At 62.8% G+C, this 14,924-nt stretch carries 21 protein-coding genes and 2 pseudogenes; 9 read left to right on the top strand and 14 right to left on the bottom strand.

Features of this window, described 5'->3' with window-relative positions:
• Nucleotides 1-13: 13 nt before the first annotated feature.
• From VGR99_RS13845 to VGR99_RS13890, 10 genes and pseudogenes are all read right to left on the bottom strand, one after another.
• Nucleotides 14-547, bottom strand: coding sequence for a hypothetical protein (locus tag VGR99_RS13845; protein WP_326898990.1), 534 nt, complete (start codon nt 545-547; stop codon nt 14-16).
• Between the two features lie 157 nt (nt 548-704).
• Nucleotides 705-1,136, bottom strand: a pseudogene (locus VGR99_RS13850) (DNA cytosine methyltransferase); the annotation flags it as partial.
• Entirely contained in the window at nt 1,133-1,405 is a 273-nt protein-coding gene (locus VGR99_RS13855; protein ID WP_326898937.1) for a hypothetical protein, read from the bottom strand. The gene VGR99_RS13855 and the pseudogene VGR99_RS13850, both read right to left, overlap by 4 nt.
• Entirely contained in the window at nt 1,402-1,752 is a 351-nt protein-coding gene (locus VGR99_RS13860) for a hypothetical protein (protein ID WP_326898938.1), read from the bottom strand. Before VGR99_RS13860 ends, VGR99_RS13855 begins: the two co-directional genes overlap by 4 nt.
• Complete coding sequence (locus VGR99_RS13865; protein WP_326898939.1) at nt 1,749-2,435, bottom strand: response regulator transcription factor; 687 nt, start codon at nt 2,433-2,435, stop codon at nt 1,749-1,751. The genes VGR99_RS13860 and VGR99_RS13865 overlap by 4 nt, the downstream gene beginning before the upstream one ends.
• Nucleotides 2,432-2,719 (bottom strand): DUF2312 domain-containing protein, encoded by a 288-nt coding sequence (locus tag VGR99_RS13870; protein ID WP_326898940.1) that lies wholly within the window; start codon nt 2,717-2,719, stop codon nt 2,432-2,434. The genes VGR99_RS13865 and VGR99_RS13870 overlap by 4 nt, the downstream gene beginning before the upstream one ends.
• Before the next feature lie 77 nt (nt 2,720-2,796).
• Entirely contained in the window at nt 2,797-3,429 is a 633-nt protein-coding gene (locus tag VGR99_RS13875) for an ssDNA-binding protein (protein WP_326898941.1), read from the bottom strand.
• Nucleotides 3,430-4,704, bottom strand: a complete 1,275-nt coding sequence (locus VGR99_RS13880; protein WP_326898942.1) for a DUF2800 domain-containing protein — start codon at nt 4,702-4,704, stop codon at nt 3,430-3,432.
• A gap of 8 nt (nt 4,705-4,712) precedes the next feature.
• Nucleotides 4,713-5,288 carry a hypothetical protein gene (locus VGR99_RS13885; protein WP_326898943.1) on the bottom strand — a complete coding sequence of 192 codons (576 nt, stop codon included), beginning with the start codon at nt 5,286-5,288 and terminating at the stop codon, nt 4,713-4,715.
• Nucleotides 5,285-6,352, bottom strand: coding sequence for a helicase-related protein (locus VGR99_RS13890; RefSeq protein ID WP_326898944.1), 1,068 nt, complete (start codon nt 6,350-6,352; stop codon nt 5,285-5,287). The genes VGR99_RS13885 and VGR99_RS13890 overlap by 4 nt, the downstream gene beginning before the upstream one ends.
• Nucleotides 6,353-6,380: 28 nt before the next feature.
• Here VGR99_RS13890 and VGR99_RS13895 point away from each other — a divergent pair, with 28 nt between their 5' ends.
• Nucleotides 6,381-6,575: a hypothetical protein gene (locus VGR99_RS13895; RefSeq protein WP_326898945.1), complete on the top strand. Its 195-nt coding sequence runs from the start codon at nt 6,381-6,383 to the stop codon at nt 6,573-6,575.
• A 67-nt stretch (nt 6,576-6,642) separates the two neighbouring features.
• On the opposite strand, the gene VGR99_RS13900 is transcribed toward VGR99_RS13895, so the two are convergent.
• The 3 genes from VGR99_RS13900 to VGR99_RS13910 form a co-directional block, all read right to left on the bottom strand.
• Nucleotides 6,643-7,158, bottom strand: coding sequence for a hypothetical protein (locus tag VGR99_RS13900; protein ID WP_326898946.1), 516 nt, complete (start codon nt 7,156-7,158; stop codon nt 6,643-6,645).
• Between the two features lie 67 nt (nt 7,159-7,225).
• Nucleotides 7,226-7,558 carry a dATP/dGTP diphosphohydrolase domain-containing protein gene (locus VGR99_RS13905; RefSeq protein ID WP_326898947.1) on the bottom strand — a complete coding sequence of 111 codons (333 nt, stop codon included), beginning with the start codon at nt 7,556-7,558 and terminating at the stop codon, nt 7,226-7,228.
• Nucleotides 7,555-7,974, bottom strand: coding sequence for a RusA family crossover junction endodeoxyribonuclease (locus VGR99_RS13910; protein WP_326898948.1), 420 nt, complete (start codon nt 7,972-7,974; stop codon nt 7,555-7,557). The genes VGR99_RS13905 and VGR99_RS13910 overlap by 4 nt, the downstream gene beginning before the upstream one ends.
• A 498-nt stretch (nt 7,975-8,472) precedes the next feature.
• Between VGR99_RS13910 and VGR99_RS13915 the strand changes: the two genes are divergently transcribed.
• The 6 genes and pseudogenes from VGR99_RS13915 to VGR99_RS13940 all read left to right on the top strand — a co-directional run bounded on the left by VGR99_RS13915 (nt 8,473) and on the right by VGR99_RS13940 (nt 10,952).
• Nucleotides 8,473-8,913 (top strand): helix-turn-helix transcriptional regulator, encoded by a 441-nt coding sequence (locus VGR99_RS13915; protein WP_326898949.1) that lies wholly within the window; start codon nt 8,473-8,475, stop codon nt 8,911-8,913.
• Nucleotides 8,888-8,986, top strand: a pseudogene (locus tag VGR99_RS13920) (hypothetical protein); the annotation flags it as partial. The gene VGR99_RS13915 and the pseudogene VGR99_RS13920, both read left to right, overlap by 26 nt.
• A 65-nt stretch (nt 8,987-9,051) precedes the next feature.
• Nucleotides 9,052-10,131 carry a site-specific integrase gene (locus VGR99_RS13925; RefSeq protein WP_326898950.1) on the top strand — a complete coding sequence of 360 codons (1,080 nt, stop codon included), beginning with the start codon at nt 9,052-9,054 and terminating at the stop codon, nt 10,129-10,131.
• Between the two features lie 5 nt (nt 10,132-10,136).
• Nucleotides 10,137-10,376, top strand: a complete 240-nt coding sequence (locus VGR99_RS13930) for a hypothetical protein (protein ID WP_326898951.1) — start codon at nt 10,137-10,139, stop codon at nt 10,374-10,376.
• 40 nt (nt 10,377-10,416) lie between these two features.
• Nucleotides 10,417-10,746, top strand: a complete 330-nt coding sequence (locus VGR99_RS13935) for a hypothetical protein (RefSeq protein WP_326898952.1) — start codon at nt 10,417-10,419, stop codon at nt 10,744-10,746.
• 8 nt (nt 10,747-10,754) lie between these two features.
• Nucleotides 10,755-10,952, top strand: coding sequence for a hypothetical protein (locus VGR99_RS13940; RefSeq protein ID WP_326898953.1), 198 nt, complete (start codon nt 10,755-10,757; stop codon nt 10,950-10,952).
• A 152-nt stretch (nt 10,953-11,104) separates the two neighbouring features.
• On the opposite strand, the gene VGR99_RS13945 is transcribed toward VGR99_RS13940, so the two are convergent.
• Nucleotides 11,105-12,292 (bottom strand): pyridoxal phosphate-dependent aminotransferase, encoded by a 1,188-nt coding sequence (locus tag VGR99_RS13945; protein ID WP_326898954.1) that lies wholly within the window; start codon nt 12,290-12,292, stop codon nt 11,105-11,107.
• A 193-nt stretch (nt 12,293-12,485) separates the two neighbouring features.
• Here VGR99_RS13945 and VGR99_RS13950 point away from each other — a divergent pair, with 193 nt between their 5' ends.
• Both VGR99_RS13950 and VGR99_RS13955 read left to right on the top strand, forming a co-directional pair.
• Nucleotides 12,486-13,889, top strand: coding sequence for a M48 family metalloprotease (locus tag VGR99_RS13950; protein WP_326898955.1), 1,404 nt, complete (start codon nt 12,486-12,488; stop codon nt 13,887-13,889).
• A 94-nt stretch (nt 13,890-13,983) separates the two neighbouring features.
• On the top strand, nt 13,984-14,751 hold the full coding sequence (locus VGR99_RS13955; RefSeq protein WP_326898956.1) for a DsbA family protein: 768 nt from the start codon (nt 13,984-13,986) through the stop codon (nt 14,749-14,751).
• The last annotated feature ends 173 nt before the right edge of the window (nt 14,752-14,924 follow it).

Raw genomic sequence — 14,924 nt, forward strand, 5'->3', positions numbered from 1 at the left:
CCCGACGCCAGGCTCAGTCGAAGATGTTCGGTGTCGAGGTAGGCGCGGACGAATTCTTCCGCTTGCTGCGCGACGATGGCGTTGCCGTAGGCGCGCAGGCGTCCCACTCTGGTGGCAGCCCCATGAGCCAGCGGGAATGTGCCGGATTCAACTGGCCGCCACTTGCCATCCCGGCAGAGGAGCCAGTCAGGATCTCGCCAGTGGCCGTTAGTCGGGCCGGCTGCATCTCCGCAACCATCTGTGAGAGCGGCACTCCCTTGTCGTGCGGCCGCGGCGGTTTGCTGCCCCGCCGATGATCCTCTGCCGTCGGTGTCGCCCAATTCGCGAGTTCGACCGTCTTCCTGCTGCTGTCGTTGTTGCCCGCCGCGTTGTAGCCCTTCTGTGCTGGCGTCCCTGCCATCGGCGTCGGCCAGCCCGCTACGTTCAGCCAGTGATGCGCCGCCGCGTCCAGCCGCATCCCCTTCTTCCCGCCGCCCCGTTCCTCGTAGGACAGCGACGGCGCCCCCTTGAAATCCGTGGTGGTGGGCGTGGGCCAGGCCGCCAACATCGTCACGTCGCATAAGCGCGGGCCGCGATCCCGGTTCGTCTCTCTGATCGCCCGCTCGTTCACGCCGCTGCGCGTGTCCGATTGGAGCGGCGTCGGCCATCCAGTAGAGTCGTTGTCGGATATGCGGCGCACCGAAGCCCGCAGCGCAGAGATCGAACGCCCCGCCGGCGTAGTCCTCGCCTTCCAAGTCAGCGAGAACAAGGTCGATCCAAGCGAGGCCGTCTTTGCTCGCAACCTGCTCTCCAAAGACGACATCCGGGCGGCATTCGCGGATGAGATGGAAGAACGCAGGCCATAGGTGCCGCTCGTCAGCAAACCCTGCGCCTCGGCCTGCCGAGCTGAAAGGTTGGCAGGGGCAACTTCCGGTCCAGCCTCGCCGGTCGTCGGGCCAGCCGGCGCGTCGCATTCCGTAAGACCACACGCCGACGCCGGCGAAGAAGTGGCATTGCGTGTAGCCTCGCAGGTCTGAAGGTCGAACATCCCGGATATCTCTTTCGTCGACGTCGCCCGGCGCGATCAGACCCGCTGCAATCAGGTTGCGCAGCGTCGCGGCGGCGAACTTGTCGATCTCGTTGTAATAAGCCGTCATCCGAAAACGCTGTCTTCCGGATCTGGCAATTCAGGTTCGAAGACTTCGCGCGCAGACACCATTTCGGCGTCGCTGACTTCGAGCCCGGGCGTGTCGCTCAGCAGCTCGGCAATGGCCTCGCCCGGCGTCGCGCCGTTACGGATGCGCCAGGAATTCGAGCCGACAGCCAGATTCGCCTGGTAGCCGCCCTGCGACGGCCACAGCGAGAATCCGTGCATCTTGCCGGCGAAATGGAGCCCGTTAAGGCGCGCGATCAGATCGTCGGTCAATCGAACACCCCTGTCGGTTCAGCGGGTTCAAGCCCGATCGCCACTTCGCGCGCTTCGCGGGCGTTGAAGTCCGCCCAATGGCTGTTTCGATCAGCAGCCACTTGTTCGTCCTTCGCGCGCTCAGAGACGGCCGCCGCCCCGTATTTCATGTCGTAGGCCTCCGTGGCCGGCACCTTCTCGATCGCCTTCGCGAGCGCGGAGGACGGGCTGTCGTCGATCTGTGCGATGTGGCTGCCGGTCGCGCCGAGCGTCAGGTAGCATTGCCAGCCGCCACCGTGGCGCCGGGCGAGCGATACGTTCGTCACGCGGCCGTCTGCCGCCAGGTTGTCGAGCTCTTCCATGCTCACGCGACAACCTCCGGAACGGGGTCTTGCAGCATGTAGCCCCTGCCCCAAATCGTCTTGACGACGTCGAGGCCGGCGGCGGTCAGCTTCTTCCGGAGCTTGCAGATGAAGACATCGACGATCTTCAGCTCCGGCTCGTCCATGCCGCCGTACAGGTGGTTCAGCATCATGTCCTTGCTGATGCACATGCCTTTGCGCAGGCACAGCAGCTCGAGAACCTGATACTCTTTGCCGGTCAGATGCAGCGGCTGCCCGGCGGCGCTGGCGGTTCGCGTGTCGAGGTTGAGCGCGAGATCGCCCGTCTGGATGATCGACGCAGCGTGGCCGCTTGAACGGCGCACAACGGCGTGGATATGGGCGACGAGCTCGTCCTTGTGGAACGGCTTGGTGAGATAGGCGTCGGCGCCGACGCCGAGCGCCTTGACCTTGTCGACGACGCCGGCGAGGCCGGAGCAGACGACGATCGGCGTCTTGATCTTCGCGACGCGGATTTCGCGGATCATATCGTAGCCGGACATGTCCGGCAGATTGAGCTCCATCGTGACGACGTCGTAGTCGTAGAGCTTCGCCAGGTCGGCGCCTTCTTCGCCGAGATCGGTCGTGTAGACGTTGAAGCCTTCGGACTTCAGCATCAGCTCGATCGACTGCGCGACCGAGCTATCGGGTTCGATGACCAGCACTCTCATGCGAAAATCCCCAGCGCCTGGCAGTAGGTGTCGAGAATGGCTTCGTGCTCGGCCCGCTCGTTCGGGTCTTGTTTGCGGATCTTGACGACCGCGCGGATTGCCTTCGTGTCGTAGCCGTTGCCTTTGGCTTCCGCGTAGACATCGCGGATGTCGTCACCGATCGCCTTCTTCTCTTCTTCGAGCCGTTCGATCCGCTCGACGATCGACTTCAGCTGATCCTTGGCGAACTTCGTCGCCGCGCTGTTGTGGCCCTCTACGGCCCGCTCGTTTTCGGCTTTTGCCATGTGGTCTCCGGTCAGGATTTGCGGTGGTCGGGAGACGTTCTGTCTCCCGGTGTATTACGCCACTTGATACAACAGAGTCAGCCGAAAAGGCCGCCCGCCCCTGCGCCGCCCTTCGTGCTGGCGGGCGCTTCGCCCTCGTCGGGAATGACTTCGGCCCACTTCTCGACGTCGACGCCGCCCCCGCCGCCAAGACGATCGCCGTCCTTGACTGCCTGGAACATGTCGATGCCGAACGTCAGGCCCTTGCCCTTTTCCTTGTTCTCCCAAGTGAAGACGTGCAGGACAGCGAAGCCGTAGCAGCCAGAGTAGATCGCGCCGCCAGCCTTGGTGACGGGCAAACGCTTCCGGTCAACCAGCGCCGGCGGATAGTTCTCGCCGGACTTCACGCGGATGAACCAATGCCCGGGGAAGCCCGGATGCGACTCGCCGGTCTGTTTGTTCTTACCCTGCGGGCCGTCGCCGTCGAGGATCGGGTTGTGGATCAGCTTGTCCTTGATCAGCTGCTTCACCTTCGCTTCGCCGCCCCACTCGCCGGCGGCCGCCTCGAGCGCGGCCTTTTCGTAGACTGCCAGGCTGTCGCTCTTCGGGATCAGCAGAGAGCACGTCCAGCTCTTGTTGCCGCGATCGTCGGTCTGGAGCTCGAAGAGCCCGTTGGAAAACGCCACGCGCACGAGCGCGGGCGTCTTAAACTGTTCTGACCTGCTAGCCATTTAAGTTGCGCTTTCGTCGTTGAAGAAACGATTGACGCCCGACGGGATTGCCTGGCGTGTCGTTTTGTCGGCCCGAACGAGGTTCGTGCCTCCCGCTGGCGTCTCGGACAGGCCGGCAACCAGCGATTCCTTTTTGCCAAGCGCTTTGCGGACCTGCTTCGGGGTCTTCAGCTTGGCGGGGTTGAGATATTTTTCGGGCTTCAATTCCGAGTGGTCGAGGATGTTCAACACAGCCTCTTCCTCGCCGTCTTTCCATTTTTCGCGCTTCTGCTGCGGCACGAGGATGTAGTTCGGGATCTCCGTACCGCCTTCGGCCATCTTGTGCGCCAGCGCGCGGCGAGCGCTGATCCAGTCTTGGATCATGTCGAGCATGTCGAGATCGGCCGCTATCTGCTCCGGCGTGTCGAAAATCGCCTTGTTGCTGATCTGCGGCCGGTCGAGATCGTCGAACCAAACGTGCGCGGCGTCGAGCGCGCGCTGCTTCAGCGCCGGGCAATTGCCCTCCGACGGACAGAATTTGCAGTTGCCGGGTTTGAGCCACTTCGCCGACCAGGCGGCGAACGCCATCGTCTCGAACTCGTCGTCGGCCTGCTTTGCGAGCTTCATGCGCTCCAGCAATTCCGCGGTCCACTCAACGAGATCGGCGACATGAGGCTCATCGCTTCGAATCTTGCCGTCCTTGTGCGGCGCTCGCGGCTGCACGATCGTGGTTTTGACCTTCTCGACGTCGAGGCCCGGGTTTGCGAGCAGCGAGCCGAGCCCGTAGGTGCGCAGCTGCTTGTTGTCGGCAGCTTCGACCAGGCCGCGCCCACCCTTTAGGTCAACGACTTCGAGCAGTTTCCAGCGCGGAAAGTACATCACGGTGTCGCCCGTGCCGCCGGCATCGTAGGGGCCGCCGAGACGGTCGAGCGGCAGCGGCTGTTCGTGGACAACGATCGGCTCTTCGCCGAATTCCTGCACGTAAGCCGCAATGCGGCCGCGCACATAATCGACGTACATTTCGGTCGTTTCGGCGACTTCCCCGTCGACATCGATCTTGTGTTGCTTGGTCGTCTCGACGGTGCCAATGTATTCGTCGGGGTGGCGGTTGTGCTTGAAGCACTTCTCGGCGAGCTGATGGCAGGCCGTCCCCCAAGCGGCCGCCTCGCTCTCAACCTCCGGGGCTGGATTACGTCGGTTGAGAGCGATGGCGCCGCTACAATTCCAGTTGCGCGCGGTAGAGCTGGCCGCCCAAGTTGCGTGATCGCGGTCTGCGTGAACGGCCAGCTTGGTCATGTCGGCTCCTACTTCACAGCCTTGGCGGCTTCGACGATCGGCTTCAGCTCGGCGATCTTCTCAGCCGAGATGCCGTCGCCGGCCATGTCGCGCTTGTTGGGGTTCTTCTCGATCCCGTCCGCGATGGCGATGACCGCCTTGGCGATCAGCGCCTGGTCGTCGGGCACTTCGCTGATCTTCGGGAAGCCGACGAAGCCGGGGCCGTCGGCCTGCGCCTTCTCCATGCCGTAGGCCATGACGTAGCCGCCGAGCATCGTCCGGATGTGGTCGTGCGTCAGTTTCAGCGGCTCCGGTGCCTTCTGCTCGGCCGCCTCGTCCTTGGCGTCCTGCTTCTCGGTTTCGGTCGGCGGGGCCTTCGCGGCTTCAGCGGCGGCAGCGTCCGCTGCGGCCTTTTCGGCGGCTTCCTTCGCCGCCTTCTCGGCAGCGCGCTTCTGTGCGGCCGTCTGCTTCGGTTCGGGCTCGATCGGCGCGAGGGGTGCCGTGGCCCCCGAGACAGTGATGACCGCCGTACCGGCAAGCAGGACGCGCAGCTGCGCCTGCATGTCTTCGACGTTGTCGGCGTTGATGGTTAGCGAGATGTTCATGCGTTTTGGTCTCCTATGACTTCGCGGATTGCGGTCCAGAGCATTAACAGCCTGGCTTGGATGGCCTCGTCGATTGAGTTTTCGATCACGCATACCCGGACGACGGCCTGGCGGGTCTGCGTGTGGTTGGTGATCCGCAGCGACATCTGCTTCATGTCTTTCGGCGTGAATGACGCCTCGACGAACCAAAGGACGGCCGCGCTGCTGAGATCGATGGCTTCGCCGGCTGCGACAATCTGCGCGAGAAAGACGCGCTTCGACTTGTCGGTCAGCCACTGCTGCTCGATGCTGCCGCGCTCCGCGGCGGGCGTGGAGCCGTCGAGCCGGAGCACGCCGAACTCGGCGAGCTCGTCGGCCAGCACGTCGCCGACTTCGCGGTGCCAGTAGGCCAGGACGATCTTGTCGAGGCCGCCGGCGAACTCTTCGCGCACGGCTGCGGCCACTGCCGGCGCCTTGATGACGCCTGTCTGCCGCCGCAGCGGTCCAAGATGCATTTCGAGATCGCGCGTCTTGCCGGCGTCGATCGCGACGAGCACGGCCGACAGATCGGCGTCACCGTCCGCCGCGCGCCGCGCAGCATCGGGCACCATCAGCGGCAAGAGCTCATAGACAGGCGGCCGGATACCGACGTCCTCTTGCGTGCGCAGCAGGAAGAAGCCCGCCATGCGCTCGCGCAGCTCGTCGAGGTTGCGCCCACCGACGACAACCGGGATCTTTCGGAAGCGCGACGTCGCCTTCATCCGCACGACGCAGTAGCGGTGCAGGAAATCCTGATATTTCGTGACGTCGGGCCAGCTCTTCGCCTGGTCGGCGACGAGCCGCATCGGCGCCAGCGCGCGCAGCATCGGGTAAGCGTCAGCCGGCGAGTGTGGCAGCGGCGTGCCTGTCAGGCACCACACGCCCTCGCCTATGGCGGCCAGCGCGCGCTTGTTCAGCAGATGCGAGCCGCCCGCGTCAAGATCGCCGTAAACGGCACAGGTTCGCTTGGCGTCGAAGCTCTTCGCGTAGTGGCTCTCGTCGAGGATGACACGGTCGAATTTCTGCGCCAGCAGCGCGGCGCGCATCGCCGGTTCGGCAACCTGCGGCCAGCCGATGATCACGACGCCGGACAGCTTCTCGCGGGGCGGCCGCGTCAGGATGCGCACTTCCCGGGGGAAGATCGACCATGCGGCGATTGCGCGCTTCCAGACCGGCCGCCCCGACGCAGTCGTGACGATCAGGATCGTGAATTCGAAGTTCAGATCGGCGGCGATGACCGCTGCGCCCGTTTTCCCAACCCTCGGTTGATCGGCAAGCAACGCGTATCTGTTTCTCGCAAGAAACAGCGCGCCGCTGACCTGTGTCGGCAGAGGGTTCATGCGCATTTGCCGCGCCCCCGTTCGACGATGACGCCGCTGGGCGCGATCCAGTTGCGAGTGTTGATGACGTTCCAGATCGTGCGCTGACTGACGCCGTAAATTGCGGCCAGTTCATATTGGTTCGCTTCAAACGCCGTGTAGGCGCGTCGAATCTCAGCTGCCTTTTCGTCTGTCAGCTTCGCGTGTGCCTGAGCGGTGCCGCGTCGGCGCAAGACGGTCGCGCGCCGCTTCGCCCACATGTCGTCGACGTTCGCGAACGCGTCGCCAACAAAAAGGTGATCCGGGTTGACGCAGGGCGGAAAGTCGCAACGGTGCAGGACGTCGGCGCTGTCCGGCACTTCGACACCGGCCGCCTTGAGAGCGAACCGGTGCGCCTTCTCCAACCTTTCACCGTTCCAGAACACGCCGTAGCCGTGCTCGTTGAGGCCACCAATCCAGATGTGGCACCCGCAGTTCGGCTCCGGAATCCACTTCCGGTCAAATCGCTGCTGGCGTGTCGGCAAAGGTTGCATGACAGGTTGAACAGGCTCGCTAGGAAATCATTAACTGTATGTCGTTGTATCACGTCACTTGATACAGTCAAGACGCGATTTTGCGCGGCCTGTCGTCTGCACCCTCGCTCCGCGCTTCAAACGCGATCAGAAACATCAGGCAACACGACGCATGCCACAGATGAGGCTTGCCGGTCTCGGCGTCGTTCTGTTCGCCGCGCCACCAGGCCCACATGTGGCGCATCAGCGCGCCGAACGGCCGCGACCATGACATACCTTTTTCCCAATTGCGCTCGCCGTATTTTTCAGCGCCGAACGACAGGATTTCGGCCGTGCCGAACAGCATTTCCGGCGCGATCAGGTCGATGCGCGGCTTGCCGCCGTCGAACTTTGATCCGGCCTCTTGCTTCTGCTGGCTCACGCGAAAACTCCGTTGTTGATCGGCGTCACTCGGATCTCGGTGCGCGGCCGATCGCTGTAGAACTTGCGCACGCGAGCATCGACGACCTGTTTGTCGTCGATCCAGACTATGAGGTTGAGCGCGTCAGTGAGCTTGCCGCCGTTATCCCAATCGGGCTTCACGGTCGGCCGTATTTTGCCCGCCAGCGCGTCCTGACGGAAACGCGCCGGCTTGGAAGCCGGCACGGCGAAGTACATGACGACGTCGAGCTCGAGCGGCCCTTCGAGTGGGGGCCGACCTGCCATCGCGAGCTGAGCCGCATAGGCAAGTCGGCCCTCAAACGAGACGGTTCGTTCGGGTGTGTAGGAATGTCCGTCGGCAGCGGTCTTGACGCGTTCCTTGCCGCGCGGGGCGCCTGCCAGGGCGAACTCGATCACGCTATCATCGGCATCAGGGGGCGACGATGCTCTCGGATCGTCGCGGAGCAGGCCGCCCGGAGGCGATCGCTCTCTGTATGCGTATGCATGGCATACAGTTCGTTAATATGGAACTCGACGTCTTCGGCATTTCCTGCCCGGAATGCTTCGTTAAGTTCCCGTTTTATCTCAAAATAATGCTTCAGCTCTGTGGATTGTCGCTTGGTCAGCATTTGCGGTGATGCCCAACATGAGGAAGTGTTTTTAGATTTTTTGTATGCACCTGTAATTCAATGTATGACACTCCAAAGACAAAAAGTCAACGCGCTTTAACTTATACTAATGTCCGTACAACTACCGCGACATAACGCCACAAGTTGTTAACTTATTGACCTACAACCGTAAGATTTGCACGCTATTGGGCATAATTAACTCTTGACGTATGCCACTCGACGCGGTATGCATGACATACAACAGGCATACGACCAGTGTAAAATAATGTAGAAAAGGCGTCTAAAAATGGCTAGGACTACGCGCACTCATCTACCCCCAACATCAAAACAGTCGAAGTCGCCGCTCATTCCAAAGCACCTTGCCAAAGAAGAGTTCGCTCGCCGCTTGTATAAGCTGATGCTCGACAGAGGTTGGCGACAGGCGGACCTTGCGCGTGCAGCCGGCCTGCCCCGCAACGCGATCTCCGTTTACCTGCGCGGTGCTTCGCTGCCGACGCCGAGCAACCTCGAGAAGCTCGCCAAGGCTCTCGACATGAAACCCGAAGTGTTACTCCCGAACTATACGGAAAGCGCTATCGAGCGCGACAACCCGGAGTTGGAATTCCGTGTGTCGCCCGGCGATCCGTCGAAGGCGTGGCTGCGCATCAACAGACTCGTGCATACGTCGACCGCGGTGAAGATCCTGGCGCTGCTCGAAGCCGATGACGCAAACAAAACTTCTCACTGAAGAAGAAGCCGCGGTCGAGCTGCGCTGCTCTCCATCGACAGTGAAGCGCCTCCGGCTAAGCGGTCAACTCGGTTATCTTAAACGTCGGCCGGTGCTCATCGGTAGCGACGACATCGCGGTATATCTGGACCGTATCAAATGCCGACCTACAACTTGCAACAACACGACAACGGGGTCTTCTACATCCACTGGACCGAAGGTCGACGTTCAAAGCGTCACAGCACGGGCCAGACGGAAGAAACTGCAGCGCAAATTTACCTTGGCGAGTTCCTGAAGGGTGAAGCCGCCGATCGCGGCGAAGCCGCGCCCGTGTATCTCATCGAGGACTTGCTGCCGTTCTACACGAACTACCTTGAGCGCAAGGGATCCAGCCCGCGCAAATACGAATGCAAGAATCTGCTGCGTCACTTCGGAAAGCTTACTCTCGCTCAAGTTGCAACGTCAAGCCGCCCCGACGAACCGACGAAGATCGACGAATACATCGATCTGCGGGAAGCCGGCGAGATCGGGCAGAAACCAGCTTCGCCGGAGACGATCCGCAACGAGCTCGGCGTCTTGAAGTCGGCCCTCAATTGGTGCGCGGCGCCGAAGCAGGCCTTGATCAAGCCCTCCGATCTGCCGGTGTTCGAGCTACCGCCCGGCAGTCCGCCGCGTGACCGCTGGCTGCGCGCCGAGCAGGTCCAACTATTCCTGGCAACGGCCGCCGAGATGGTGAAGAGCGGCGACTTGCCGCAGAAGATGGAATGGCTCGCGTGGATCGCGCTCGAGACAGCGGCCCGATGCACGGCGATCCTGCAGCTCAGCAAAAAGCGGATCGACTTCGAGCTCAAGACGATCGACTATCGCCTCCCCGGCGCCAGGGAGACACGGAAACGGCGCACCGTCGTGCCGATCTCTGCCGCGCTGGAACCGCATCTGCGCGCCGCCTGCGCAGCCGTGAAGGGCGACCTGCTGTTCGACGGATTCTCGCGCGGGTCGTTCTACGGCTACATGCGCAAGATCGGGAAGCGCGCCGAGATCGAACTGAGCACGGGGCCGCATGTGATGCGACACACCGCTGCGACGCACATGCTGCGCAACGGCGTCGCGCCGTGGATCGTCGCCGGCGTCCTGGCCGACACGATCGCGACCGTGGAGCGCGTCTACGGGCACCACATCCCTAGCGACTTGCGCCAGGGCGTCGAGAACATCTACGGCGGGCTGCGGCCCGCAGAATAGGAGCAATGATGGACGACCAGCAGTACGCAGACCTGTTCGCAAAAGCTCTGGATAGCGCCATGTACAAAGTCATGACCGGAGGCCCGGCGAAGGCGCAGCCACCGCGCGCCGTCACGTTCCGCTATGGCCGCTTCGAGACCGTCGAGCTTGACGCCGAAGGCAAGATCGTCGAGCCGTCTCCGCGGTGCTGCTGGGGTGTCGTTTTGCACGCGCCGAACTGCAAAACCGGGTTTCTCTGCACCTGACAACGGCGGGCTGCGACCCGCTAAGTGAGAGGAACGCCTGATGACGATTAACGAGCAACAGCTCAAGGCTATTTTGCTGGCAGGCATTAAGGATCAATTCGATTACGTCCGGCAGCGAATCAGCGACGAGTTCGAGCCGATGCCAGATCACTACACTCTTGACACGCCAGATTTTGACTTTGCCAGGTTTGCAGCTTTTGTCCTGGCGAGCGAGCGGAACGCGCCGATCGACGATCTGGTCGGCGTGGTGATGAAGAACAGCGGCGGCTCGGCCAACCCCGACACGGTGCGGAAGGTCATTCTAGCGCTCCGCGGCGAGCGGGTTTCCTTCGTGGAGCTGCCAAACGGCGGGCTGCGGCCCACAGAATAGGAGGCTACGTGGTCAACTATATCGTCGTGGCGCCGGGCCACATCGCGCAGTTCTGTCACTACGAAGCCGCTCGAATCTTTGCGTCGGATTCCGATGGCGTCCTGCTCAACATGGCCGGTTTCATTAACTCGCGTTGCTTCGTGCGCGGGAGTTTTCACGACTGCACGTTCGGTCCTTGCAAAGAGGCTGGAGCGTGCCAATGCTGAGCGCAACTTGGGGCGCAAAACGCCCAAAATGAGCGTCCGGCGCAATACATTCTGAGCTACAAAGCGCCATACAGAGCTGAACAAATTAAGGGAAAATCAGCCTTAAAGGCAAAAACGCTAGAAGATACAACGAGAGACAAAAGCATACGTTTCTAACTAAGCCAGTGAGCGATCCGGTCAACTGCCTGCCGCATCTCATCTGCCGAGCGTGCATAGGAGAATCGTATGAACGAGCGCCCATGGATGGGATCGAAATCGACGCCCGGTGTGGCCGCAACATGGGCCTGTTCCAGCATCTGCTTGGCGAACTCGAAACTGTCGGAGGTGAAGTCCGAGACGTCGGCATAGAGATAAAATGCGCCATCGGCCGGCAGGAACTTGCTGAGGCCCGCTTTCGGCAATCCCTCGATCAGAATGCGCCGGTTTTCCTGATAACCGTGCTTGATCTCTTCCATCTCGGCTGCGCCGTCGAAGGCCGCCTCCGCCGCGATCTGCGACAGCGACGGCACCGAGATCGAGAGGTTCTGCTGCAGCCGCTCGATCGGACGCACCAGGATCTCGGGCACGACCATCCAGCCGACGCGCCAGCCGGTCATGCAAAAATACTTCGAGAACGAGTTGATCACGAGTGCGTGCTCGGACAGCGCCGCCGCGGTCACCGCGGGAAACGCGTAGTCGAGCCCGTGATAGATCTCGTCGGAGATGAAGCGGATGCCGGCGTCTTCCGCCGCCGTGATCAGGCCGGAGAGCGCCTCGCGGGACATCATCGTCCCTGTCGGATTGGCGGGGCTGCCGACCAGCACGCCCTTCAGCGGCGCCTTGCGATGCGCCGCGAGCAGCGCCTCGCCGGTCAGTGCATGGCGCGTGTCGTTGGTGGTCTCGATCAGCACCGGCTCGCAGCCGAGCGCCGTGAGGATGTGACGATACGGCGGATAGCCCGGCACCGTCACGGCGACGCGGTCGCCGGGCTCGAACATCGCCAGGAAGGCCAGGATGAAGCCGCCCGAGGAGCCGGTCGTCACCACGATCCGCTCGGGGCTGACGTCGCAGCCATAGGCATCGCGATAATGCCGCGCGATGCGTTCGCGAAGGCTGGGGATGCCGAGCGCCGAGGTATAATCGATCCGCCCCGCCTCCAGCGCCGCATGGGCGGCCGCGATCGCGGTCTTGGGCGCCCCGGCTGCGGGCTGGCCGACCTCCATGTGGATGACATGACCGCCGGCGGCCTCGATTCGGGCCGCCGCGGCCATAACGTCCATCACCATGAACGGGGGAACATCACTGCGGCGGGAGGGCTCGAGCCACTGCCCCAACCGGTTCCTCAAGGTCGCATCGTGCATCGATTTCTGCTATTCGCTGGCGGACCGGTTCGTCCGGTCCGGGAAACGGGGCGCTTGCGCCCCAGACTGGCCGCATTGTACGGCTCATAAGGGGAACGGCTCATAAGGGCATATCGCGTATCCGGTCCGCCGCCAATCGCCAAAAACCAATCACGAAACTGCTTGATCTAGACCGTTTGACCCAGACCGCCTGATGTTGCTCCAGATCGCATTGCGCAAGAAGGCCTCCGCCCTCGCCGCCCTGGTCACGGCTGCGGCCATCGCATTGTTGCCGGTCCCGGCTGCGCATGCGCAGGCCAAGGGGCCGCCCGTCCTGCGCGACACCGAGACCGAGCAGCTTCTGCGCGAATACACCCGCCCGATCCTGCGCGTCGCCGGTCTGGAAAAGCAGAACATCCAGATGGTGATCGTCAACGAGGCCTCGTTCAACGCCTTCGTCGCGGACGGCCGCCGCATCTTCGTCAATTACGGCGCGATCCTCCAATCGGAGACGCCGAACCAGATCATCGGCGTGCTCGCGCACGAGACCGGGCATCTGGCCGGCGGCCATCTGTCCAAGCTCCGCGAGCAGCTCGCCAACGCCCAGACCCAGATGATCATCGCGATGCTGCTCGGCGCCGGTGCGATCGCCGTCGGCAGCACCCGCGGCTCGAGCAGCGCCGGCAACAACGGCCTTGCCAACGCCGGTGCGGCCGCGATCGCCGGTCCGCAGGAAATGATCCGCCGCTCGCTCCTGTCCTATCAGCGCCAGCAGGAGGAGAACGCCGACCGTGCCGGCGTGAAATTCCTGACCGCGACCCAGCAGTCGCCGAAGGGCATGTACGAGACCTTCAAGCGCTTCACCAGCGAGAGCCTGTTCGCCGCACGCGGCGCCGATCCCTATCTCCAGTCGCACCCGATGCCCGCCGAGCGCGTCGCCGCGCTCCAGGAATTCGCCAGCACGAGTCCTTACTGGGACAAGAAGGACGATGCCGCGCTGCAGCTCCGCCACGACATGGTGCGCGCCAAGATCTCGGCCTTCATGGAGCGCCCGGAGCTGGTCTATCGCCGCTATCCGCAGACCAACGACAGCCTGCCGGCACGCTACGCCCGCGCCATCAGCACCTATCTGCACGGCGATCTGCGCAGCGCGCTCGCCCAGATCGACGCGCTGATCGCGGTGCAGCCCAACAACCCGTACTTCTACGAGGTCCGCGGCCAGGCCCTTCTGGAGAGCGGCAAGGCCGCCGAGGCGATCGCGCCCCTGCGCAAGGCTGTCGCACTCTCCAACAACGCCCCCCTCATCGAGATGTTACTTGGGCAGGCTCTGGTTGGAACCGATAATAAGGCCTACACCGAAGACGCCGTACGGATTCTCCGCGCCGCGGTGGCCCGGGAGCCCGAGGCCATCCTCGGTTATAGCCAGCTCGCGATGGCCTATGGCCGGAAGGGCGATTATGCCGAGGCGGATCTCGCATCGGCCCAGGCCGCCTCCTTGCGCGGCGACAACAAGACCGCCCGCGAGCTCGCCACGCGCGCGAAAACCCGTTTCGCCGTCGGCACGCCCGGTTGGGTCAAGGCCGACGATATCGTCGCGGCGAAGCCGCCGCGCAACTAACGAGAACGACGCCTGACACCACGACGTCACGACACCGAGCTTTAAGTCCGCCGGGACGTTTTCCGAAACCTGCTTTGGATAAGAGGATTTGCCTATGCCTTCGCTGCGTCTGCTTGCCCCCGCGCTGTTTGCGCTCGCCATGTTCGGCGCAGCCGTGCCCGCGTCGGCCGACAGCTTCTCCGATGCCCAGCGCACCGACATCGAGGCGATCGTCAAGAACTATCTCGTCACCCATCCCGAGGTGCTCGAGGAAGCCATGGCCGAGCTCAGCAAGCGCCAGGCCGATGCGGAGACGAAGAAGCACGAGGCCAGCATCACGCAGAACTCGGATGCGATCTTCAACTCGCCGCGCCAGGTTGTGCTCGGCAACAAGGATGGCGACGTCACCTTCGTCGAGTTCTTCGATTACAATTGCGGCTACTGCAAGCGCGCGATGGACGACATGCTCAACCTGATGAAGGGCGACCCCAAGCTCAAGGTCGTGCTGAAGGAGTTTCCGGTGCTGAGCCAGGGCTCGGTCGAAGCCGCGCAGGTCGCGGTCGCCGTGCGCATGCAGGATCCCACCGGCAAGAAATATCTCGACTTCCATCAGAAGCTGCTCGGCGGCCGTGGCGCGGCCGACAAGGCGCGCGCGATGCAGGCGGCCAAGGAAGCCGGCCTCGACACCGCGAAGATCGAGAAGGACATCGCCAGCCCCGAGGTGCGCGCCACCATCGAGGAGAACTTCAAGCTCGCCGAAGCGATGGGCATGAACGGCACGCCGAGCTACGTCATCGGCAAGCAGATCGTGATCGGCGCCGTCGGTCTCGAAGGCCTCAAGGAAAAGATCGGCGTTGCCCGCTGCGGCAAGGCAACTTGCTGATCGCGCATCTCGCAACTCACTCATGCAACGAGGCCGGCTGAAAAGCCGGCCTTTTTCGTTGGCCGAATATCGGCGCGAATACGGCGCGCGCGTTCATCCCGCGTTTAGGAAACAAATACCCCGGAACCCCCAATGTTCCGGAACAACTCAAATCTCCTTTCGTTGTCGGCGCG

Source organism: Bradyrhizobium sp., assembly GCF_035935975.1.
Lineage (GTDB): Bacteria > Pseudomonadota > Alphaproteobacteria > Rhizobiales > Xanthobacteraceae > Bradyrhizobium.